Source organism: Desulfovibrio oxyclinae DSM 11498 (assembly GCF_000375485.1).
Taxonomy (GTDB): domain Bacteria; phylum Desulfobacterota; class Desulfovibrionia; order Desulfovibrionales; family Desulfovibrionaceae; genus Pseudodesulfovibrio; species Pseudodesulfovibrio oxyclinae.
Genome location: NZ_AQXE01000004.1, coordinates 135,681 through 155,712, shown reverse-complemented (window position 1 = coordinate 155,712; position 20,032 = coordinate 135,681). Strand labels below are relative to the sequence as shown.

The window sequence follows — 20,032 nt, the reverse complement described above, 5'->3', positions numbered from 1 at the left end:
GGATCGCATGGCTGGCTTAATATTGATTTTTCGTGCTATTGTCCCTGCGGCTTTTCCGTTCCATTTTGTTCTCTTCCATCCATCTTTTCGGAGCAGACATGCAGTTTGACGCCAACGCCGTATATTTCGCTTTCGGTCTGACCCTTTTTGCCGGCCTTTCCACTGGCGTGGGAAGCGCAATAGCCTTTCTTTGCCGATCCACCAACACGCGATTTCTGTCGCTGGCACTTGGCTTCTCCGCAGGGGTGATGCTCTATGTTTCGTTTGTTGAAATATTCTTCAAAGCAAAGGAATCTCTGATGATGTCTTTGGGAGAGGTGCCGGGGACATGGGCTACTGTGGGCGCGTTCTTTGCCGGCATCATGCTCATCGCTCTCATAGACCAGCTTGTGCCGGGCTATGAAAACCCTCACGAACTCCACTCCATTGAGGAAATGGACCAGCGAATGGAGACGCTGCCCAAAAACGAGTCGCACGACTTCGCCAAGCTGCATCGCACCGGGATCTTCGCGGCTCTGGCCATCGCCATCCACAACTTTCCGGAAGGGCTTGCCACCTTCACCGCAGCGCTGACGGACCCGACTCTCGGGGTCGCCATCGCGGTCGCCATCGCGATCCATAACATACCAGAAGGCATCGCCGTGTCAGTGCCGATCTATTTTGCCACCGGCAGCCGCGCCAAGGCCTTCAAACTTTCCTTCCTGTCCGGGGTCTCGGAGCCTGTCGGGGCTATCGTCGGTTACCTGCTTCTCATGCCCTTTTTTACGCCGACACTGTTCGGCGTTCTCTTCGCCTCCGTGGCGGGCATCATGGTTTACATCAGCCTTGACGAGCTTCTGCCGGCCGCCGAGGAATATGGTGAACATCACTGGTCGATCATCGGCGTGGTCGCCGGGATGGCGGTTATGTCGCTCAGCCTCCTCCTCTTTCTCTAGATTACAATTTTGCAATCAAATACACTTCTGTTTGCAAATTTGGCAGAGCCAAGCTCTCAATTATGTAAAAGTGTACTGTTTTCAGGGGTAAATATTTGGCCTGCGTTTTGCAAAGCCTCATGTCGGAGGTAAACAATGAACGCAACGGACAATGCTTTTATCATCATCTGCTCGGCGCTGGTCATGTTCATGACGCCGGGTCTGGCACTTTTCTATGGCGGGCTGGTCAGGTCCAAAAACGTCCTGTCCACCATCATGCACAGTTTCGTGCTCCTGGGGCTGGCGTCCATCGTCTGGGCGGTGGTCGGCTACACCCTTTCCTTTGGCAGTGACATCGGCGGCCTTATCGGCGGATTCGACTTCGCCTTCCTCAACGGCGTCGGGATGACCACGGAGGGTTCACCGGCGGACAACCTGCCGCACCTGACCTTCATGGCGTTCCAGTGCATGTTTGCGGTCATCACGCCCGCGCTCATTTCTGGCGCGTTTGCCGAACGCATGAAATTTTCCGGATTCCTGCTCTTTTCCACGCTGTGGATCGTGATGGTGTACGCCCCCATGTGCCACTGGGTGTGGGGCGGCGGCTGGATGGGCGAAATGGGCGCGCTGGACTTCGCCGGCGGTGCCGTGGTGCACATGAGTTCCGCTGCAGCGGCTTTGGCCTGTGCTGTCCTGCTCGGCAAGCGCAAGGGATACGGCAAAACTGCCTTTATTCCTCACAACCTTCCCATGACCGTGCTCGGCGCGGGTATCCTGTGGTTCGGCTGGTTCGGCTTCAACGCCGGGTCCGCTCTTGCTGCGGACGGCAATGCTGCAAACGCATTTGTGACAACACACATGGCCACTGCCGCCGCGCTGCTCTCATGGCTTGCCGCGGAGTGGATGCATGAAGGCAAGCCCACCACGCTGGGCGCGGCTTCCGGCGCGGTCGCCGGACTGGTCGCCATCACCCCGGCGGCAGGCTTCGTGAACCCCATGAACGCCATCCTCATCGGCCTCGGCGCAGGCGTGATCTGCTACGGCGGCATCATGCTCAAGAACAAGTTCGGATACGACGATTCGCTGGACGTGGTGGGCATCCACGGCGTCGGCGGTACCTGGGGCGCGCTCGCCACGGGCATCTTCGCCACCGAAGGCGCCAAGGGCCTGCTTTACGGCAACCCCGGTCAGCTCTGGATACAGTTCGTTTCCGTCGTGGCCACCTGGGCCTTCTGCTTCATCATGACCCTGATCATCTTTAAGGTTGTCGATGCGGTCGTGGGACTTCGGGCGAGCGAAGAAGACGAAGTGCGCGGACTTGATGTTTCCCTGCACAGCGAAACCGGGTATCAGATCTAGACAGGAGTATCGCCATGAAGAAAGTGGAAATCATAACGCGAACGTTCAAGCTGGACGACATCAAGGTTGCCCTGACCGATCTGGGCATTCAGGGCATGACCGTCACCGAGGTCAAGGGCTTTGGAAGACAGGGCGGTCACAAGGAAGTGTATCGCGGGGCCGAGTATCAGGTGGATTTCGTCCCCAAGATCAAGATCGAGATAATCATCGACGATGCGCAGGTGCGCGAGGTGGTAGAGGCCGCAAGAGCCGCCGCCTTCACCGGACACGTCGGCGATGGGAAAATATTCGTCTACCCCGTCGATGAGGCAGTGCGGATCCGCACCTCCGAAACCGGCGACGAGGCCATCTAGACGAACCGGACACCTCCCTTTTGGGCGGACCGCACCCCCCATCAGCGGTCCGCCCAAACCGGGAAGGAATCAGTCTCTGGCGGCTTTGACCAGGGCTTGGAACAATCCCTGCTGACGTTTTGACTGCGGCATGTACTCCGGATGCCATTGCACACCCAGCATGAACCTGTTTTCGGAATGCTCCACGGCCTGTATGACCTGATTGAGTTCCCGAGCCGCAACTACGAGCCCCGGAGCCACGTCGTTCACGGCCTGCCGATGCAGCGCATTGACGAAAACCGTCCTTGCCCGCAGCAGCTCGGCAAGGCGCGTCTGCGGTTGAAGCAGGATGCGCTTGCGAGGCAGCACGGATTGAATCTGTGGATGTTCCTCATAGAAATCCCGGAGGTCCTGATGCAGCGAACCGCCAAGATGCACGTTCATCAGCTGACAGCCACGGCAGATGCCCAGCACGGGCATATTCTTGTCCATGGCCCGGGTCAGCAGATGCAGTTCGAGATCGTCGCGGGCAGGGTCGCGCTTGGGGCCGAATTTCAGCCCGAACAGCCAGCGCAAGAGAAGCAGAATAATGGCCAGCCCGAGATCGGTGGGCTTGGGCTTCTCCTTGGGGCCGGGATCAAGGGCTTCCATACCGTAGGTTTCCGGGCTGACGTCGGCGCCGCCGCCGAGTACCAGCCCGTCGAGTTCATGAATCTGTCGCGGGCGCTTTGGAGTGATGCGCACGGGACGACCGCCTGCACGAAACACCGCAAGCGCCGTGAACCACCAGGCGGGGCCACCCCCTTTGTCAGGACCGCAGACCCCTATTACCGGTCGAGCCATTTTGCCACCCTGTCAGGCCATGAATCACCGAGCACGCGCTCCGAAATGCGTCTGGACTCAAACCAGTCCCGCGTCATTGCCGTAAGCAGTTCCGGATCGTTCGCCACCCGCTCCACTTCGAGCCACGATTCCCACTCGAACTCCACGCTCCAGCCGGAATCATCCAGACGACAATCCGGGAGACGGTAATGAAATGCCGGCCGTCCCTGAATGAGATCGTGCTCCACCGGGTGCTCCTCCAGTTCTTCGGGGACCAGCTCGGCGAACATGGGCAGCATGTCCAGCGCACGGTTGCGTGTGGGATTGTATTTCATGTAGTCATCGGCAAAACTTCGTACGTCGGAAGGCCAGTATTTTTCATCAAGTACGTATTTCAGATAACTTGCCGGGAACCTGTCAATATAGGGGGAGATGACGCGGGTGAGGTCCACGCCGCGCTCGCGTATCCAGTCTTCCAGAAGCAGGAAGGAGCGCAGGTACGCCAGCAGCGTCTTCAGGGACGTGTCCGGCGGCTCCACGTTGAAGTGCAGGCCGAAGGCGTAGGTGAAGCTTGCGCGGGTGCCGCGGGCGTGCAACTCATGCAGTCTGCGTCGAAGGGCTTCCGCTTCGGTAAGCACCGAAAACGGCAGCGGCGGAGTGACCACCTCGCACGGCACCAGATCGGAGGCCAGACCAAGAAGCATCTGCTCCAGACGCTGGGCCTCGTCGGAAACGTCAATACCTATGAACTGCAGGTATTCCTCGTACCGCTTTTCCTTGAGCATGGCGGCGTCCATCTCCACCGTGAATTTGCCCACTTCGGTTTCCTCGACGGTGAAGACGAAGCTGTTCTTGCGCTTTATCTCGCCGCCGAAAACCTCGCGAACAGCCTCGGCCGCGGCTTCCGGCCCGAGCTTCGCGAACTCGAATTCCAGTCCGACGCGACGTTCGGACCCGTCTTTCTTATGTTGAATCTGTGGCAGTATCATATCGTTTTCCGTAAGTATGTGGTGCATTCGGCACCGGGGTTCAAGCAATGAGCAACAGCGTATCACAAGCTCCGAGCGGGGCGCCAGCATCAAGCGCGCAGGCGTTGAAACAATCTCGCGAAACACTCTTGAAACGTCTGGAAGCGCGTGTGCCTCCCAGTTTTCCCGAAGCTTTGGCGCATGCCGCCGACACGTACTTCGAAGAGCGCGTCAGGGAGCTTACGAAATCAGGGGCAGCCAGCGCAAAGCCTTTCTGCGTGGTGGCCGTGGGCGGATACGGACGACGCACCCTCTGCCCCGGGTCGGACATTGACGTGCTCGTGATCTACCCCGGCCGCATTCCCGGCGATGCCGAGCCGTTCGCACGCGAACTGTTTCACCCTCTCTGGGACGTGGGCCTCAAGGTGGGCCACGGAGTGCGATCGGTCAAGGATTGCGCTTCATTGGCGGCTTCGGATTTTCAGGTGCTCACCTCCCTGCTGACCGCCCGGTTCCTGTGCGGCAACGAGGAAACCTTCAGCAAACTGTTGCGAACCGTGCATCGCAAGGCGGTGAAGGGACGCGAACGAGAGATTGCGCGAGCCGCGGCATCCGAGGCACGTTCCCGCGAGGAGACTTTCGGGGACTCGGCCAGCCTGCTCGAACCGGACCTGAAAAACGGCATCGGTGGTCTACGGGACATACAGACCGTGGACTGGCTGGTCCGCATAGCCCCGGACCGCAATCCGTTCCTGCCTGAGGAAATGACCCGGCTCCGGCGACAAGAGGAATTTCTGCTCCGGGTACGCACGGCCCTGCATCACGCGGCGGGACGCGGGCTCGACCGTCTGCATTTCGACCTGCAACGACAGGTCGCCACCCTGCTTGGTTATGTGGCACCCGATGACGAGGCCGACAAGGCGGGGCGCGCCGTGGAGTTCTTCCTGACCCGTCTGCACAGTGTCCTCGGCAATGTGGCGGCCATGCGCGAGGCCGCCGTGCTTCATGTGGCCGGACAGCATCACGAGGCGCAGGGACTGCCTCAGGGCATTGCGGCGGAACCGGAAGGGTTGCGTTTTGCGCAAGGCTCGCCTGAGCCCGAGCGGCTGCTGGATATCTTTACTGCCGCCGCGAGCACGGGCATTCCGCTCTCGTGGCGCGCAAGGCGTGCCGTTTCCGCCAGCGTGGCCGGACAGGCGGAGATTCTGGACCATGACCCCGAGCTGTTCCGACGCATTATGGAGCTTTTCACATTGCCGCATGCCAGAAACGCCGTACTGCCGCTGTCACGCACGGGGCTGCTCGGCGCGGTGCTGCCACCCTTCGAGCGAGTCAGGCACTTCGTGCAGTTCGATGACATCCACGTTCACCCGGCGGGGAGGCACACGCTGGCCACCTGCGCCGCCATCGGTGACATGATCGCCGGGCGACGCGGCACCGAAAGCGCGCTTTCCGAACACATCGAGCGCCCCGAACCGCTGCTGCTGGCAGCCATGTTTCACGATCTGGGCAAGGAAGAGCCGGACCACGAACAGGCCGGGGAAATGCTCGCCCGCGATTCTCTCCTGCAACTGGAATACGGCAGGGATGTCATTGAAGACGTGGCGTTTCTGGTTCGCAATCATCTGCTGCTTCCGGCCACCGCAGCCAGACACGACCCGGAGGATCCGGCGGCAGCGGAGGCTGTGGCGAAAACCTGCGTTACCGTGCGACGGCTGGACATGTTGCATCTGCTGACCGCTGCCGATGCTGAAGCGACCGGACCCAAGGTTTCCGGCAGCTGGAACAGGTCGCTCCGGGAGCGGCTCTATCACAGCGCGAGAGCCATACTCGAAAAAGGTGGGCATGGTTCGCCGGATACCGTTTTGCATGCGGACGTTCCTTTCGAATCAGTTCCTGACGTGACTGCGCAGATGCTGGTGCGAATCCCGGAGCAGGCCCGCCGCAGACTCAGTCCGGAGACACTGGCGGAACATGCCGATATGGTGGCGGAACTGGACACTGCCGTGGCGCAAGACAGGGTACGAAAGCCCGGCGGCAAGGGCGGCATCGGCGTGAACGTCATCCGCAGCGCAACCGGTCCTGTGCCGGATGTGCGCGAAGTGACGGTGGCGGCGCACGACTCGCCCGGCCTTTTTTCCACCGTTGCGGGCTGCATGGCCCTGCTCGGGCTTTCCATTCTGTCGGCGGACATCTTTACATGGGAAGGGGAGACCGCCGTGGACGTGTTCACCGTCGGCAGGGAGAACGGCTCCGCACCGGACGAAGGACTGCTGAAACGGCTTTCCTCCAACATCACCTGGGCCATGGCCGGCAAGCTCGACGTGTCAGGACGGCTTGCGGAAAAACGAAGCTCCCTGCTGGCCCCGAGACGCGGCCCCGATTTGCCGCTTTCCGTGCGCATCGACAACGAGGCGGACCCCGGCTTCACCCTGCTGGAGATATCCGCCCCGGACCGCATCGGGCTGCTGCATGATCTCGCCCGGGTGCTCTCCGACCTTGAGCTGGACATCGGTTCGGCCCGGGTTTCGACCATATCCGGCCGCGCGCTCGACGTGTTCCGGGTATGCGAAGCGGACGGCTCCAAGCTCAGCGACGGCTCGCGAATCCGGAACCTGCGACGCGCACTGACACGTGTCGGGGAATTGTATTGAGGCAGCCCTGCAATGCCGGGGACTTGCCAGCGGCGCGGTTCTCTGCCATTGCATCCGCGTAACCAGCGAACACGGAGGCAGGCATGGGCACGCGGCACGGCGTCATCAAGGTATTCTTCACAGGCGGAACCATCGGCATGAGCCCCGGCGAGGGGCATGAAGGCGTTGCTCCCGGCAACAACTTTTCCCGGCTGCTCAACGAACTGGCCTCGCCTCCGGACGGCGTAAGCCTCGAACCCGTACTGTGGTCCGACAAACCAAGCCCGCACATGACGCCAGAGGACATGTTCCGGCTCGCACGCGACGTGCAGCAGGCCGTGGACGCTGACGACTGCCTCGGCGCAGTGGTGCTGCACGGCACCGACGTGCTGGCCGAGACCGCCTACATGTGCGACCTGGTGGTGGACACTCGCAAGACCGTGGTGCTCACCGGAAGCATGCGTTATTATTCGGAAACCGGCTACGACGGCATCCGCAACCTGCTCAACGCGGTCAGAACCGTACTCCTGCCGCTGCCCCCCGGCACCGGGGCGGCCCTGCTTATGACCGACCGTATCTTCCCCGCACGCGAGGCGGTCAAGATCAATTCCTTGAACGTGGACGCCTTCGACTCTCGGGAGGCCGGTATCATCGGCTACGTGGCCGGGGAGGAAGTCATCCTCGCGGGCTGTCCGCTGGCTGCCGAACCGAGGCGCAAGTTCCCCGCCCAACGGCTGGAAAAGGGCGTTCCCCTCATCACCTGTTACAGCGGCATGGACTCCCTGCCGTTCGATCAGGCTCGTAAAAACGGCGCGCGCGGACTGGTGGTGGAAGGCTTCGGGGCGGGCAACATCCCCCCGGGAGCGGTGCCCGGCGTGCAGCGCTGCCTCGACGCCGGAATGCCCGTGGTGCTGGCCACGCGCTGCATCGAGGGCGGCGTCTGGCCCATTTACGGCTATCCCGGCGGCGGAGCGGACCTCAAGTCGAAAGGCGTCATCCTTTCACGGCGCATGGGTGGCCCCAAGGCTCGCATCCGTCTCATGCTGGCACTGGCCATGGCCGAAAACGCCGACGAAGCCAGCCGCCTGTTTGTTGAATGGGAGTAGGCCGCGCCTTGCATTCCGGGGCAAGGATGCTTACATTCCCGGCATGACAAAAACATACGATCCCGATCTCATATACGTTGAATGCGGAAAATGTGGCCAGCCCATCCTGTGGGGGCCGGGACAGACCAAGAAGATTCTGGATGCCGCGGAAATCGCGGACGAGGAAGTGGATGAGCATTGTGCCATCATTTCAGACGGTTGCCCGTCCTGCAAGCCCGGCGAGACTTCCTTCAGCACCCAGATCGTCCGAATGAACGACGAGCAGGAAGACTCCATGCCCAAGGGCGCTGAGGCACATTAGCCCTGCGCCTTTTCTTTTTCCGGGTGAACGCGTACCATCCCCCTCCATCAGAATCGGCCAGAACATGACGGAGGGACCCCATGACCAGACTCTTTCTCGCAGCAGCAGACACCCCTGCCGGACGCGCCGTATCAGAAGGGCTTGCCGGGAGCGGATTCGACATCGCCACTGACTCGCCCGACACCGACCCCGTCGCGGCCATGCGCGAGGCTGACGTTCTCGTGCTCGTTTCCCCGCTGGAGGAAACGCTCGTCAGGCAGGGCTTCGACCTCGTCAACGCCGCCAAGGAAGCCGGAATCGGCCATGTGGTTCGGATTTCGCTTTACGCCTCGGCCAACGACGCCCACTGGCGGCTCGGGCGCGAGCTTGGTCGCGTGGATCTGGCCGTGGAAGAATCCGGGTTGCCGTATACCATCCTGCGGCCCAGCATGCTCATGCAGACCCTGCCCACTCCCGCCGAGCTGAACGGCGTTCTGCGCATTCCAAGCGGTGACGCGGCCGTAAGTTATCTTGACGGTCGCGACCTTGCCGCGTGCGTTGAGGCGGTCCTGTCCGATAAAGAGGCTCACAATGGCCGCACCTACGCCGTCACCGGACCGCAGGGGCTTTCCATGGATGATCTCGTGCAGACGATGGGTGAAGTGTCCGACAAGCTACCGAACGCGGAAGCACTCGAAGAAAATGATTATCTGGCCGTTCTTTCCGAGCAGGGTTTCGACGAGTGGTCCCGCAACATGCTCCTGAGCCTGTCGCGCATCGCCAAGCGGGGCATGGCCGGAAACGTCACCGGTGCGGTCCGTCACATCACCGGCCGCGATCCTCACTCCTACGCCGATTATCTCGCATCCCTCGAACCGGAGTAGAGCCTATGCCCGGTCCTCGCGAAGCCAGAACCCGGCTCATCCGAATCATCCGCGACATTGCAGCGGGCAACTACTCCGAGGAGATTCTCGACCTCACCGGTCCGGAACAGCCTGTGGAGATTCAGGAGATAGCCGAGGCAGTGGCGACCATGATGGTCCGCATCGAGGCCAGAGAACAGCATCTTCAGCAGCTTAACGAGACCATCAAGCACAACGCCCTGCGCACCGTGACCTCCATCGCACAGGCGCTTGGGGCACGAGATCAATATACGGAAGGCCACGGCGAACGCGTCGCCGCCTACTCCATGCGCACCGGCCGTCGCATGGGTCTGCCGCGCAGGGAATGCGAGAATCTTCGCGTGGCCGGCCTATTGCACGACATCGGCAAGATCGGCTTTTCCGACCGCATGTTCCGTGACGATGACATGAGTCCCGACGAGTCCATGATGCTGGAGATCCGCAGCCATCCGCAGTGGGGATTCGACATCCTCGCCGGGCTGGAATTCCTCGGACCGGCGCTCGAATACGTCCACGCCCACCACGAACGGCTCGACGGACAGGGCTACCCGCGCGGGCTTGCTGAAAAGGAAATCCCGCTGGGGGCACGCATCATTGCCGTTGCCGACTGCTTTGACGCCATCACGACGGACCGCCCCTACCAGCGAGGCCGTCCGCCGGAAGACGCCTTCCGAATCCTCGGCGAGAACTCCGGGGGCGCGCTGGACGCCGACGTGGTCGAAGCCTTCATTGCCGAGGTCGAAGAGAACGGGCTCGAATCCTGAGCCGCACCATCCCGGCTTCTAGCGCCGCATGGTGGCACGCAAACGATCCGGCCGCAGCAGCAGGTCGAAGGCGTCGAGCACATCGTTTACCACCACATCCGCAGACATGAGCGCGCGCACCGAAGCCCCTTCGCGCTGGATTACCGCAATGCCGAGGGCAGCCGCCTTGAGCATGGGACCGTCATTGCGGCCGTTGCCGATGGCCACGCACGAAAAATCGCCAATGGATTCGACATAGGCGAGCTTGGCTTCGTCCTCGCCCACTCCTTCGGCCGGTGAAATCACTTCCACCAGAACCGGCAGGTCCGACATTTTGCGGATGCAGTCCCCGTGCGTATCCGCAGTCAGAATCACCACCTGCGCCTCTTTTGCAAGCTGTTCGATGCGCTCACTCACGCCGGGGAGCAGTTCTCCGTCCTGTGCGATGGTCCCGTTGTAATCGAACACCACCGTCTCCGGCTTCAGGTTGCCCATTCCGGGGATGAATATCTCCATGAATTACCTCCAGTCCGATTGACAGGTTATGGTTGCGGCGACTACCAGTATCCCTTTCCGAAATCACTTTGCAGGAGAGGCCATGCCCAGCGCCCTTACCGTCAAGATCGTCACCGCCCTCGCCTACTTCGCCGTCGTCTTCTACCTCGGCTACCGTGGCTGGAAGGAAACCACCGGCTCCGACGACTATATGCTCGCCGGGAGAAAGATGAAATCCTTCGTCATGGCAATGAGCTACGGCGCGACCTTCATCTCCACCAGCGCCATCATCGGCTTCGGCGGCGCGTCTGCCATGTTCGGCCTCGACCTGCTCTGGCTGATGGTGCTCAACATCGTGGTCGGCATCGTCATCGCCATGCTGATCTTCGGCAAGCGGACCCGTCGGATGGGGCTCGCCCTCAACGCCGAAACCTTCCCCGAACTGCTGGGCAGACGCTATAAATCGCGCTTCATTCAGGCCTTCGCGGGCGGAACCATCTTCACGTTCATTCCGCTTTACGCCGCCGCGGTGCTCATCGGCATCTGCCGCATGCTCGAAGTCTCCATGGGCCTGGATTTTCACTTCGCGCTCGTAGGCTTTACGCTGCTGCTTGCCGTCTACGTCATTTCGGGCGGCATGAAGGCCGTCATGTATACCGAGGCGTTTCAGGGCTGCATCATGGTGGGCATGATGCTCGTACTCCTGTATGTGGTCTGGAACATGCTCGGCGGCTTCTCCGAAGGCTTCCAGACGCTCTCCGAAATGGCGCCGCTCATGCCCGAAAAGCTTCAGGCGCTCGGCATGAACGGCTGGACGCAAGGCGCGGAACCCGGCTCACCCATGTGGATGGTCATCTGGACCACGCTTATCTACGGCGTCGGCCTCGGCGTTCTCGCACAGCCGCAGCTCGTGGTGCGCTTCATGACCGTGCCCAACGATCGCGAACTCGAAAAAGGCGTCATCTACGGAACGCTCTTCATATTGCTGATTCCCGGAGTCATCTACTCCGTCGGCGCGTTTACCAACGCCATATTCTATCAGCAATTCGGCAAGATAAGCATCCAGATGGCCGGTGGCAACCTCGACAAGATCATCCCGACCTTCATCGAGACCATCATGCCGCACTGGTACTCCACACTCTTCCTGCTCGCGATGCTTGCCGCCGCCATGAGTACGCTTGCCTCGCAATATCATGTGGGCGGCACCTCCCTTGGCCGGGACGTCTACGAGCAGTATGCCGAAACAAGCTCCAGCGCATCCGTCAAAGTGGCCCGGTACGCGGTGACCGCCACCGTCTTCATCACCCTCGTCTGGGCCTGGGTGCTGCCCGGCTCCATCATCGCACGCGCCACCGCATTCTTCTTCGGCCTGTGCCTCGCCACCTTCCTGCCCGCCTATCTGCTCGGCCTCTTCTGGAAAGGCATGACCCGTGCCGGCGCCATCGCCTCCATGCTCGGCGGCTTCGGCTGTTCCATGTTCTGGATGCTCTTCATCCACGGAAAATCCGCCTCCGGCCTCGGCCTCTGCGAAGCGCTCACCGGAAACCCCACCCTCGTCTCCACCGCCACACCGAACGCCTACCCATGGATGCTTCAATTCATCGACCCCAACGTCATGGCTCTGCCCGCAGCTGCAATCATCGCTATAACAGTCAGCAAATTCAGCAGCCCCTACGAACGGTCGCATATCGATAGGTGCTGGAGTGAGGTGTAGGGGGGAGTTTTTGCCTTGATCGAAGAATCAATCGTTTATACAGATAGGCAGCTACACGTATTATGTAGGCGTTCTTGACTTTTTGATCTGGCTATAACATCAAGAAAACCTCTGCAACTCAGGCGAGGACTATACAGTGAGCACGCTTTACATTCACATCGGGATACCCAAAACAGGATCAACGGCAATTCAGCAGACTCTTTTCGAGAACCCTGAGCCGTTACTTTCCGAAGGTTTCGTATACTATCCTAATGAGCTTGGGGTAGATACACACAACCCCTTAGCCCGAAGCTGGTTTGAGAATTCGGCGGATTCGACTTTTGAAAAATGGCGTTATTTGAAGCGCTACTGCGACAATTCCAAGAACCATGTCATTATCTCATCGGAAATGTTTCCAAAAACGTTTCACAATAAACCGGAGAGCATCGACGACATCGCCACGGCACTTTTCGGAGTGAATGTTTATTTTGTTATTTATCTTCGCCGTCAGGATTCACACATTCAGTCGATGTACAACCAGCGGGTGAAGAAATTCAAAAACCCTGGGACAATACCTGAATTTATAGAAAGCTTTCACCAAGAGTTCCCTTGTGACTACTACGCCTTTGTATCCTCAATCGCTGCACGCTTCGGCAATGAAAAGCTGATTATTCGCCCTTTCGAAAAAGAACAACTTATTGGGAAGGATGTCCGGACCGATTTTCTTTCAGCGCTAGGCGTCAGCAATCCTGAACAGTTCGCTTTCAAATCCGGAAATCCCAATCCTCGACTGAAGGCGGATACCTTTGCTGTCTTCCAGGAAATCGGAAGGATGGATATCCCTTGGTCCAGAAAGTTGGCGGCAGGCAATTTCTTTCGTACATCCTTGGAAACTGGCAGCAGAACAGAGAGCTTCCAAGATCATTCAACCTTTCCTCCTCCTACACGGCTTGAAATATTTACCAGACACGCTCATTCAAATGCAAAAGTTGCTCGCGAGTTTCTTGGCAGAGAGGATGGAAATCTCTTTTATGCACCTCCTCCGAATCCTGATACACATTGGGAACCTTACCCTGGACTGCAGCCCGAAACTGCCATCTGCATGATTACGCAACTCTTCCTTGAAGTCGAAAAGCTTCAGAACTTGAACAACTCATCCGGAAAAGATTCTTTTCAAAAGGCTTAAGCATCTATTCAACCAGTATTTCAATGGAATCAGGAAAAGGGTCTGCAAGAAGACATAACCTGTTTGGCACCTTCTATTCATTCTTAGCTGCCACGGGCTCAACAAACCTAAGCAACCTCTTTTCCAGCCTTTCGGTTTTGTCCCACTCTATCCTTTTGCAGAACAAATCTATGGTCTTTTTTGACAGCTTTTCTTAACCTAGTCTTTTTACCTTCTAAAAGAATTTACCAAGTTTCTAACTCCAGCCCCCTATCTGTCATCTTCGGAGGAAGCCAGACATCATTGGCATGAAACGAGACTGTTATACGGAGAAGGCTGTTTGAAGGCTCATACGATTTTAAGTATAGAGAAGAAGTATGGTTGCCTTGAGGGATCAGCTTCTTCACAAGCACCCCAAAATTGAGTTTGTTACAGGCAGAGCCGCATGACCCCGGCAGCTGCAACCCTGCTGACAACCCAGGGATTTCAAAGGGGGCCCGCCCCTTTGGTCCCCCTGAAAGGGTCCGCCTGAAGGGCCCGCCGGAGGCAAAGGTGCGTCCCTGCCATAGATGACACTCACACAAAAAGGCCGCCCTCCAGATGGAGGGCGGCCTTTTCTATAGTGGAGCGTATTGTTAGACGACTTTGTTGAGCGGATATTCGATGATGCCTTCCGCGCCGAGGTCTTTGAGCTGGGGGATGATGTCGCGCACCACGGCTTCTTCAATGACGATTTCCACCGAAAGCCAGCTGCCGTCCTGGAGTTCGGCCACGGTGGGCGAGGTGACGGCGGGCAGCAGGTCCTGTGCGTCGGCCATCTTGTCCTTGGGCAGGTTCATCTTGAGACCGACCATCTTCTCGGCCCTGAGGGCGCCCTGAAGCAGCATGTTTATCTCTTCGATCTTCTTGCGCTTCCACGGATCGTTCCAGGCGTCCTTGTTGGCGATGAGCTGAGTGTTGGTCTGCATCAGTTCGGCGATGATGCGCAGGCCGTTGGCCTTGATGGTTGTGCCGGTCTCGGTGATCTCCACGATGGCGTCGCAGAGGCCTTCCACCACCTTGGCTTCGGTGGTTCCCCAGGAAAACATGACTTCCACGTTCACCCCGATGGACTCGAAGTAGCTTTTGGTGAAACCGACGAGCTCGGTGGCGATCTTGCAGCCTTCGAGGTCCTCGGGGCGCTTGAAGGGGGAGCTGCCGTTGACGCAGAGCACCCAGCGGGCCGGACGATTGGAGACCTTGGAGTACATGAGGTCGTCCACGACGACCACGTCGGAGCTGTTCTCCATGACCCAGTCCTTACCGGTCAGTCCCACGTCGAAGGTGCCGCGCTCCACGTACATGCCCATCTCCTGCGCGCGAGCGAGGGAGCAGGTCAGTTCGGGGTCATCGATGTCGGGGAAGTAATTCCGGTGGTGCAGACGGATGTTCCAGCCGGCCTTGGCGAACAGTTTGGTCGTTGCTTCCTGAAGGGAACCCTTGGGAACACCGAGTCGAAGATTGTTTCCGGACATTACTTGTAGACCTCCTTGGGATCAAAAACCACGGGGGAGCACTCAGTGACTTCCCCGTCCTTCAATTCACGATAAAAACAGCTGCGGTACCCCTTGTGGCAGGCCGCACCGCCGATCTGTTCGATAAGCAAGAGTATGGTGTCGTCGTCGCAATCCAGACGGATGGAATGAAGCTTCTGTACATGTCCCGAAGTGCCGCCCTTATGCCAAAGCTTCTTGCGCGAGCGAGAGTAGTAATGCACCTCTCCCGTCTCCAGCGTCTTATCCCACGATTCCTCGTTCATGTAAGCCATCATCAGGACTTCGCCGCTTTCGGCGTCCTGTGCGATGGCGGGAACCAAGCCGTTCATCTTCTCGAAGTCTGGTCTCATTTTTACACCTTTGTAAATGTATACTATGCGACCCGGGCGGCGGGTCGGGCCTGATTACATAACGAGTCATGGCGAGTTACGCAATAGCTGATTATCAGCTGCGGGTGTACGGCCTGCAACGATCGAGCAACATTTACCCGTCGAGTCTCCCGAGCGTCCTTTTTAGCGAATCATCACTGCGCTCTCACTCTGCCTCGTTGAAAACGGCAGAAATTCATACTTTATAGCCCCGCAATCCGCATTTCAAACCATGCTTCCAGTCCCATCCGCCACAAAAAAAGGGCCTTCGCATGACGCGAGGCCCTTTTTTATCTTTTTTGCAAACGCTGCTTACATGCCGTGGCGGACCTTGTAGGCCTTGGCAAATGCGATTGCCTGTTCCTCGGTATGCACGTCGTCGGCGATCTGCGCCTTGAGCAGCGCGTCGCGGATGGCGCCAACCTGCGGGCCGGGCTTGAGGCCGGTGGCCTGCATGATCTGGTTGCCGTTAAGCAGCGGTTCGATCTCGTCCTCGGGGATGTCCGCACGTTCGGCCATCTTGAGGTTGTGGTTGAACTCGCGCCAGGAGCCGTCGCGGGCCTTGATGTCGGCGCGGACCATTTCCATGACGCGGGGATACTCGTCCAGCGACTTGAGGCGGCGGATGCCCCGGTCGGTGAGCATGAAATGCGGACGCATGTGGTTCTGCACGAGGTCGCAGATCAGGTCGATGTCTTCGGGCATGAAGCTCAGACGCTTGAGAATCTTGCGGGTGACCTTGGCTCCCACGCGGTGATGCTGGAGGAAGTGCCATTCTTCGTCGTAGTAGTCGGCAGTATAGAGCTTGCCCACGTCGTGGAACATGCAGGCCACGGTGCCGTACCAGTCGTAAGGCAGCTCCTCGGGATAGGCCTTCATGACGTCGATGGTATGTTGCAGGACCGATTCCTCGCCTTCCTCGGCATTCTTGATCTGCTTCACGCGCGACAGGGCCGCGAGTTCCGGCACGAGGCCGTGCAGCAGCATGGACTCGAAGAGCAGCTCAAGGAACTTGTACATGCTCTCGGCCTCGACCTTGCGCCACTCGTCGATGAACTCGCGTGTGGGTACGTAGTCGAGCACGCGACGGGAATTACGCACAATGGCGATCCAACTGTTGGGCTCGATCTCCAGATTGTAGTTGGCCGCAAAACGCAAGGCGCGGTAGGCCAGAGAATAATCCTTTTTCAGGGCCTCGTCGGCGATCCCCTTGAAACGGATGACGCCGGAGGACAGGTCCGCGAAGTCCGCATACATATCCTTGGCCTTAGGGATGTACGGGCAGACCGAGGACAGAGGAATGTCGCCGCGTGCTTCAAGACGCTTGAGCAGACGCGGGGTCATCTTGGAGACCGTGTCTTCCGTATAGGAACTCAACTCCACGTCGGCCGGGTAGAAATAGTAGGTCACTCCGCCTTCGGTGAAGGTTCCCACGATGCCCTTGTCCTGCGAAGGCTGGATGTTCGGGAACATCCGCTGCAGCTCTTCGAGGGTGGCCTCGGTGCAGATGTCCAGTTCCTGCTCGGCCCCGGTCTCTGCGAGGGTCAGTTCCTGAAGGCGCGCATTGATGACATAGGCGTCAAAGCCGTTTCGCATGATGGTTTTGCAAAAACCCACGGCTTCTTTGAAAGGCTGGCTCATATATCTCCTTCCTTGCGGAATAATTTATCCTTAGCGGGAGTCGTCCGGGCGGACGCAGGGTTCCCTATACTATTTTTTTCCCTGCAAGAAAATGAGTTTTCACCCGCCCTTTCAGGGTGGTCCCGGCCAGCGGCGTGTTCTTTCCCTTGGAATGCATGGTGCCTGGGCCGACCACCCACTCCTCTTCGGGATCAAACAGGAAAAAGTCCGCCGTATCGCCCGGCTGGAAACGGTTCACGGGCAAGCCGAACGTCTGCGCCGGACCGGTCACCCACGCACGGTCGAACGCCTCGCGGGAAAGCGTGCCGTCCTGCACCAGCGCCCACGTGGCCGCCAGAGCCGTGTCCAGCCCGGAAATGCCGCAGGGCGCCACATCCATCTCCACTTCCTTCTCATGCATTCCATGCGGCGCATGGTCGGTGGCAAGAAAGTCGATGGTGCCGTCATTGAGCGCCGCGATCATGGCCTGCCGGTCACGTTCCGTGCGAAGCGGCGGATTGACCTTGCCCATGGCGCTGTACTCGTTCTCCGGCTCCGCCAGCCACTCGTCCGTGAGCAGCAGGTAATGCGGACACGTCTCCGCAGTGACCTTCACCCCGCGAGCCTTGGCCTGTCGGATGATCTCAACGGCCTTCTCGCAGGAGACGTGCGCCAGATGAATCGGGATGTCGAGATACTCGGCCAGCAGCACATCACGCGAGACCTGAAGCGCCTCGGCAACGTCCGGCTGACCCGCCAGACCGAGGCGGTCGGACACCTCGCCCTCGTTCACTCCGACACCCACAGCCATATACGGGTCCTCGCAATGGTCGATGACCGTCATGCCGAAGTTGGCCGCGTAATCCATGGCCTTGCGGAAAAGATCGGTGTTCTTCACCGGCACCCCGTCGTTGGAGACCGCAACACACCCCGCGTCACGAAGCTCTGCAACAGGTGCCAGTTCATCGCCCTTCAGCCCCTTGGTCAACGCGCCGATGGGAAAGAGCCTCGGCCCCTCGGGCCAGTAAATATTCGCCTTCTCCTGCATGGCCTCGGTCACCGAAGCCGAATCGTTCACCGGACTGGTGTTCGCCATGCAAAGCACGTTGCCGAATCCGCCCCACGCCGCAGCACCGAGACCGGACCGAATGTCCTCCTTGTACTCGAAACCCGGCTCGCGAAGATGCACATGCACGTCCGTCATGCTCGCCATGAGCTGCAGCCCGTACGCATCCTCCACCTGCTCGAATTCCTCAAGATCGATCTCGGCAGAGCAGTCGCGAATCTCCACGATGCGCCCCTCGTTCACGATCACGTCCACCTCGCGGCCCTCGAACATGGCCCGACGAACCAGCAAATCCATTCTGGACATATCCCCGGTCTCCTATTCTTCCCCGCCCTTGCGGGTCATATACTGGAAAAGCAGCGCCATACGCATGGACACCCCGTTGGCCACCTGATCAAGCACCAATGAGCAGTCCGCGTCCGCCAAGTCGGAAGCGATCTCCACACCCCGGTTCATCGGCCCCGGATGCAGCACCCGCACGTCCCGCGAGGCCTTCTCCAGATGCCGCGCCGAAAGCCCGTACGTCGAAGCATACTCCCGCAGATCCGGCAACAGCCCCTGCTTCTGCCGCTCCAACTGCAACCGCAGGCACATCACCGCATCCACATCACGAACAGCCTCGTCCAGATCATGGAACACCTCGGCCCGCCAAGACTTCACCGTGCGAGGCAAAAGCGTCCGCGGAGCACATATCCGAACCCGGGCACCCATCTTGTTCAAAAGAATCACGTTGGAACGAGCCACCCGCGAGTGCGTCACGTCACCAAGAATCAACACCGTCTTGCCGGAAAGATCGCCCCACTCCTGATACAACGTAAAACCATCCAGCAACGCCTGCGTAGGATGCGCGTGACGCCCGTCACCGGCATTGATGATGCTGCAATCCAACAGGTCCGCCATGAACCGGGCCGCACCCGAACACCAGTGACGAATCACAATGGCGTCCGGAGCCATTGCCTGCAACGTCAACGCCGTGTCCTTCAACGTCTCGCCCTTCGTCAGACTAGAAGAACTCTTGGCCAACGAAAACGTGTCCGCCGACAACCGCTTGCCCGCCACATCGAAACTCGTCTTCGTGCGAGTGCTCGGCTCGGCAAAAAACAACACCACGCTGCGGCCCCGCAACGTCGGAACCTTCTTCACAGGACGCTCGTTGATCTCCTGAAAATGCCGCGCCGTCTCGAAAAGCGACATCACCTCCGATCGCGACAACTGCGAAACGTCCAACAAATCCTTGTGCAACCACTGCATGTCTCTGCCTCCGACGGCCTAGGCCGATATCTCTTCTCTATTACCTTAATACACTATCACAACCCGAACGGTTCGTCGCCCACGGCGACCTGATCCCTCCGGGGGCTTAAGAACCCTTTTGAGAAAGGGTTCTTAAGAATCTCCCAAAACTTTTTGGCCTGCCAAGCCGGGCCTCGGCTCACCGAAAGCCCGAATCCGTAGTCGGCTTGGCGGAACGCTAAAGACGGTGGAGCTACTTCATCCCCCAACCGCTCAAACCATCACCGACTCCAACAAACCACAAAAAACTTCCTGCCCACCCCGTCAGCGGCGAGGCTGCGCAAACGCGACTCTGGCGTCCCCCCACCCCCGGCAGCAGCATCGCCGCTGACAACTCAGGGATTCAAAAGGGGGGCCGCCCCTTTGGCGGGGTGCAGGGGCAGAGCCCCGCCCCCCGGAGGCATGTTCCCTCCGGGGGCTTAAGAACCCTTTTGGGAAAGGGTTCTTAAGAATCTCCCAAAACTTTTTGGCTTGCCAAGCCGGGCCTCGGCTCACCGAAAGCCCGAATCCGTAGTCGGCTTGGCGGAACGCTAAAGACGGACGCACGATTGTAAACATTCCGCAGCCCCAGCCATCACCTACTTCAATAAACCACAAAATCTTCCTGCCCACCCCGTCAGCGGCGAGGCTGCGCAAACGCGACTCTGGCGTCCCCCTACCCCCGGCAGCAGCATCGCCGCTGACAACTCAGGGATTCCAAAGGGGGCCCGCCCCTTTGGCGGGGTGCAGGGGCAGAGCCCC

18 protein-coding genes are annotated in these 20,032 nt (G+C 59.3%); 10 read left to right on the top strand and 8 right to left on the bottom strand.

Annotated features, from left to right (window positions below; all coding sequences use genetic code 11):
* Positions 1-98: 98 nt before the first annotated feature.
* From zupT to B149_RS0106040, 3 genes are all read left to right on the top strand, one after another.
* Positions 99-935, top strand: a complete 837-nt coding sequence (gene zupT / locus B149_RS0106050; protein ID WP_018124283.1) for a zinc transporter ZupT — start codon at positions 99-101, stop codon at positions 933-935.
* 135 nt (positions 936-1,070) lie between these two features.
* Positions 1,071-2,273, top strand: coding sequence for an ammonium transporter (locus B149_RS0106045; protein ID WP_018124282.1), 1,203 nt, complete (start codon positions 1,071-1,073; stop codon positions 2,271-2,273).
* Positions 2,274-2,287: 14 nt separating this feature from the next.
* Positions 2,288-2,626 (top strand): P-II family nitrogen regulator, encoded by a 339-nt coding sequence (locus tag B149_RS0106040; protein WP_018124281.1) that lies wholly within the window; start codon positions 2,288-2,290, stop codon positions 2,624-2,626.
* Between the two features lie 69 nt (positions 2,627-2,695).
* Here B149_RS0106040 and B149_RS0106035 read toward each other — a convergent pair whose 3' ends face one another.
* Positions 2,696-3,448 carry a gamma-glutamyl-gamma-aminobutyrate hydrolase family protein gene (locus tag B149_RS0106035; RefSeq protein ID WP_026167477.1) on the bottom strand — a complete coding sequence of 251 codons (753 nt, stop codon included), beginning with the start codon at positions 3,446-3,448 and terminating at the stop codon, positions 2,696-2,698.
* Positions 3,433-4,416: an amidoligase family protein gene (locus B149_RS0106030; RefSeq protein WP_018124279.1), complete on the bottom strand. Its 984-nt coding sequence runs from the start codon at positions 4,414-4,416 to the stop codon at positions 3,433-3,435. Before B149_RS0106030 ends, B149_RS0106035 begins: the two co-directional genes overlap by 16 nt.
* Positions 4,417-4,565: 149 nt before the next feature.
* Between B149_RS0106030 and glnD the strand changes: the two genes are divergently transcribed.
* The 5 genes from glnD (at position 4,566) to B149_RS0106005 (ending at position 10,080) form a co-directional block, all read left to right on the top strand.
* The gene (gene glnD / locus B149_RS16590; protein ID WP_018124278.1) at positions 4,566-7,049 is read left to right on the top strand and encodes a [protein-PII] uridylyltransferase; all 2,484 of its coding nucleotides are present in this window, start codon (positions 4,566-4,568) and stop codon (positions 7,047-7,049) included.
* Between the two features lie 83 nt (positions 7,050-7,132).
* Positions 7,133-8,134 carry an asparaginase gene (locus tag B149_RS0106020; RefSeq protein WP_018124277.1) on the top strand — a complete coding sequence of 334 codons (1,002 nt, stop codon included), beginning with the start codon at positions 7,133-7,135 and terminating at the stop codon, positions 8,132-8,134.
* Positions 8,135-8,177: 43 nt separating this feature from the next.
* A complete protein-coding gene (locus B149_RS0106015) occupies positions 8,178-8,435 on the top strand; it encodes a hypothetical protein (RefSeq protein WP_018124276.1) in 258 nt (85 codons plus the stop codon).
* An 80-nt stretch (positions 8,436-8,515) separates the two neighbouring features.
* Positions 8,516-9,298, top strand: coding sequence for an NmrA family NAD(P)-binding protein (locus B149_RS16585; protein WP_018124275.1), 783 nt, complete (start codon positions 8,516-8,518; stop codon positions 9,296-9,298).
* 5 nt (positions 9,299-9,303) lie between these two features.
* Complete coding sequence (locus B149_RS0106005) at positions 9,304-10,080, top strand: HD-GYP domain-containing protein (RefSeq protein ID WP_018124274.1); 777 nt, start codon at positions 9,304-9,306, stop codon at positions 10,078-10,080.
* 18 nt (positions 10,081-10,098) lie between these two features.
* Here B149_RS0106005 and B149_RS0106000 read toward each other — a convergent pair whose 3' ends face one another.
* The gene (locus tag B149_RS0106000; protein ID WP_018124273.1) at positions 10,099-10,575 is read right to left on the bottom strand and encodes an HAD family hydrolase; all 477 of its coding nucleotides are present in this window, start codon (positions 10,573-10,575) and stop codon (positions 10,099-10,101) included.
* 82 nt (positions 10,576-10,657) lie between these two features.
* Between B149_RS0106000 and B149_RS0105995 the strand changes: the two genes are divergently transcribed.
* On the top strand, positions 10,658-12,268 hold the full coding sequence (locus tag B149_RS0105995) for a sodium:solute symporter family protein (protein WP_018124272.1): 1,611 nt from the start codon (positions 10,658-10,660) through the stop codon (positions 12,266-12,268).
* Positions 12,269-12,404: 136 nt separating this feature from the next.
* Entirely contained in the window at positions 12,405-13,433 is a 1,029-nt protein-coding gene (locus tag B149_RS0105990) for a hypothetical protein (protein ID WP_018124271.1), read from the top strand.
* A 614-nt stretch (positions 13,434-14,047) separates the two neighbouring features.
* Here B149_RS0105990 and hisG read toward each other — a convergent pair.
* From hisG to B149_RS0105965, 5 genes are all read right to left on the bottom strand, one after another.
* Complete coding sequence (hisG, locus tag B149_RS0105985) at positions 14,048-14,926, bottom strand: ATP phosphoribosyltransferase (protein WP_018124270.1); 879 nt, start codon at positions 14,924-14,926, stop codon at positions 14,048-14,050.
* Positions 14,926-15,297, bottom strand: a complete 372-nt coding sequence (hisI, locus tag B149_RS0105980; RefSeq protein ID WP_018124269.1) for a phosphoribosyl-AMP cyclohydrolase — start codon at positions 15,295-15,297, stop codon at positions 14,926-14,928. Before hisI ends, hisG begins: the two co-directional genes overlap by 1 nt.
* A gap of 330 nt (positions 15,298-15,627) precedes the next feature.
* Entirely contained in the window at positions 15,628-16,956 is a 1,329-nt protein-coding gene (locus B149_RS0105975) for an HD domain-containing protein (protein WP_018124268.1), read from the bottom strand.
* Between the two features lie 64 nt (positions 16,957-17,020).
* Positions 17,021-18,307, bottom strand: coding sequence for a dihydroorotase (locus tag B149_RS0105970; RefSeq protein ID WP_018124267.1), 1,287 nt, complete (start codon positions 18,305-18,307; stop codon positions 17,021-17,023).
* A 12-nt stretch (positions 18,308-18,319) separates the two neighbouring features.
* On the bottom strand, positions 18,320-19,252 hold the full coding sequence (locus tag B149_RS0105965; protein WP_018124266.1) for an aspartate carbamoyltransferase catalytic subunit: 933 nt from the start codon (positions 19,250-19,252) through the stop codon (positions 18,320-18,322).
* Positions 19,253-20,032 lie beyond the last annotated feature (780 nt).

What these genes read in the sequence shown, in the direction of transcription:
- B149_RS0106000 (WP_018124273.1), bottom strand. Translation starts at nt 10,575, where the DNA reads ATGGAGATATTCATCCCCGGAATGGGCAACCTGAAGCCGGAGACGGTG.
- B149_RS0106045 (WP_018124282.1), top strand. Translation starts at nt 1,071, where the DNA reads ATGAACGCAACGGACAATGCTTTTATCATCATCTGCTCGGCGCTGGTC.
- B149_RS0106035 (WP_026167477.1), bottom strand. Translation starts at nt 3,448, where the DNA reads ATGGCTCGACCGGTAATAGGGGTCTGCGGTCCTGACAAAGGGGGTGGC.
- hisG (WP_018124270.1), bottom strand. Translation starts at nt 14,926, where the DNA reads ATGTCCGGAAACAATCTTCGACTCGGTGTTCCCAAGGGTTCCCTTCAG.
- B149_RS0106005 (WP_018124274.1), top strand. Translation starts at nt 9,304, where the DNA reads ATGCCCGGTCCTCGCGAAGCCAGAACCCGGCTCATCCGAATCATCCGC.
- B149_RS0105970 (WP_018124267.1), bottom strand. Translation starts at nt 18,307, where the DNA reads ATGTCCAGAATGGATTTGCTGGTTCGTCGGGCCATGTTCGAGGGCCGC.
- B149_RS0105995 (WP_018124272.1), top strand. Translation starts at nt 10,658, where the DNA reads ATGCCCAGCGCCCTTACCGTCAAGATCGTCACCGCCCTCGCCTACTTC.
- B149_RS0106020 (WP_018124277.1), top strand. Translation starts at nt 7,133, where the DNA reads ATGGGCACGCGGCACGGCGTCATCAAGGTATTCTTCACAGGCGGAACC.
- B149_RS0106030 (WP_018124279.1), bottom strand. Translation starts at nt 4,416, where the DNA reads ATGATACTGCCACAGATTCAACATAAGAAAGACGGGTCCGAACGTCGC.
- hisI (WP_018124269.1), bottom strand. Translation starts at nt 15,297, where the DNA reads ATGAGACCAGACTTCGAGAAGATGAACGGCTTGGTTCCCGCCATCGCA.
- zupT (WP_018124283.1), top strand. Translation starts at nt 99, where the DNA reads ATGCAGTTTGACGCCAACGCCGTATATTTCGCTTTCGGTCTGACCCTT.
- B149_RS0106040 (WP_018124281.1), top strand. Translation starts at nt 2,288, where the DNA reads ATGAAGAAAGTGGAAATCATAACGCGAACGTTCAAGCTGGACGACATC.
- B149_RS0105975 (WP_018124268.1), bottom strand. Translation starts at nt 16,956, where the DNA reads ATGAGCCAGCCTTTCAAAGAAGCCGTGGGTTTTTGCAAAACCATCATG.
- B149_RS16585 (WP_018124275.1), top strand. Translation starts at nt 8,516, where the DNA reads ATGACCAGACTCTTTCTCGCAGCAGCAGACACCCCTGCCGGACGCGCC.
- B149_RS0105965 (WP_018124266.1), bottom strand. Translation starts at nt 19,252, where the DNA reads ATGCAGTGGTTGCACAAGGATTTGTTGGACGTTTCGCAGTTGTCGCGA.
- B149_RS0106015 (WP_018124276.1), top strand. Translation starts at nt 8,178, where the DNA reads ATGACAAAAACATACGATCCCGATCTCATATACGTTGAATGCGGAAAA.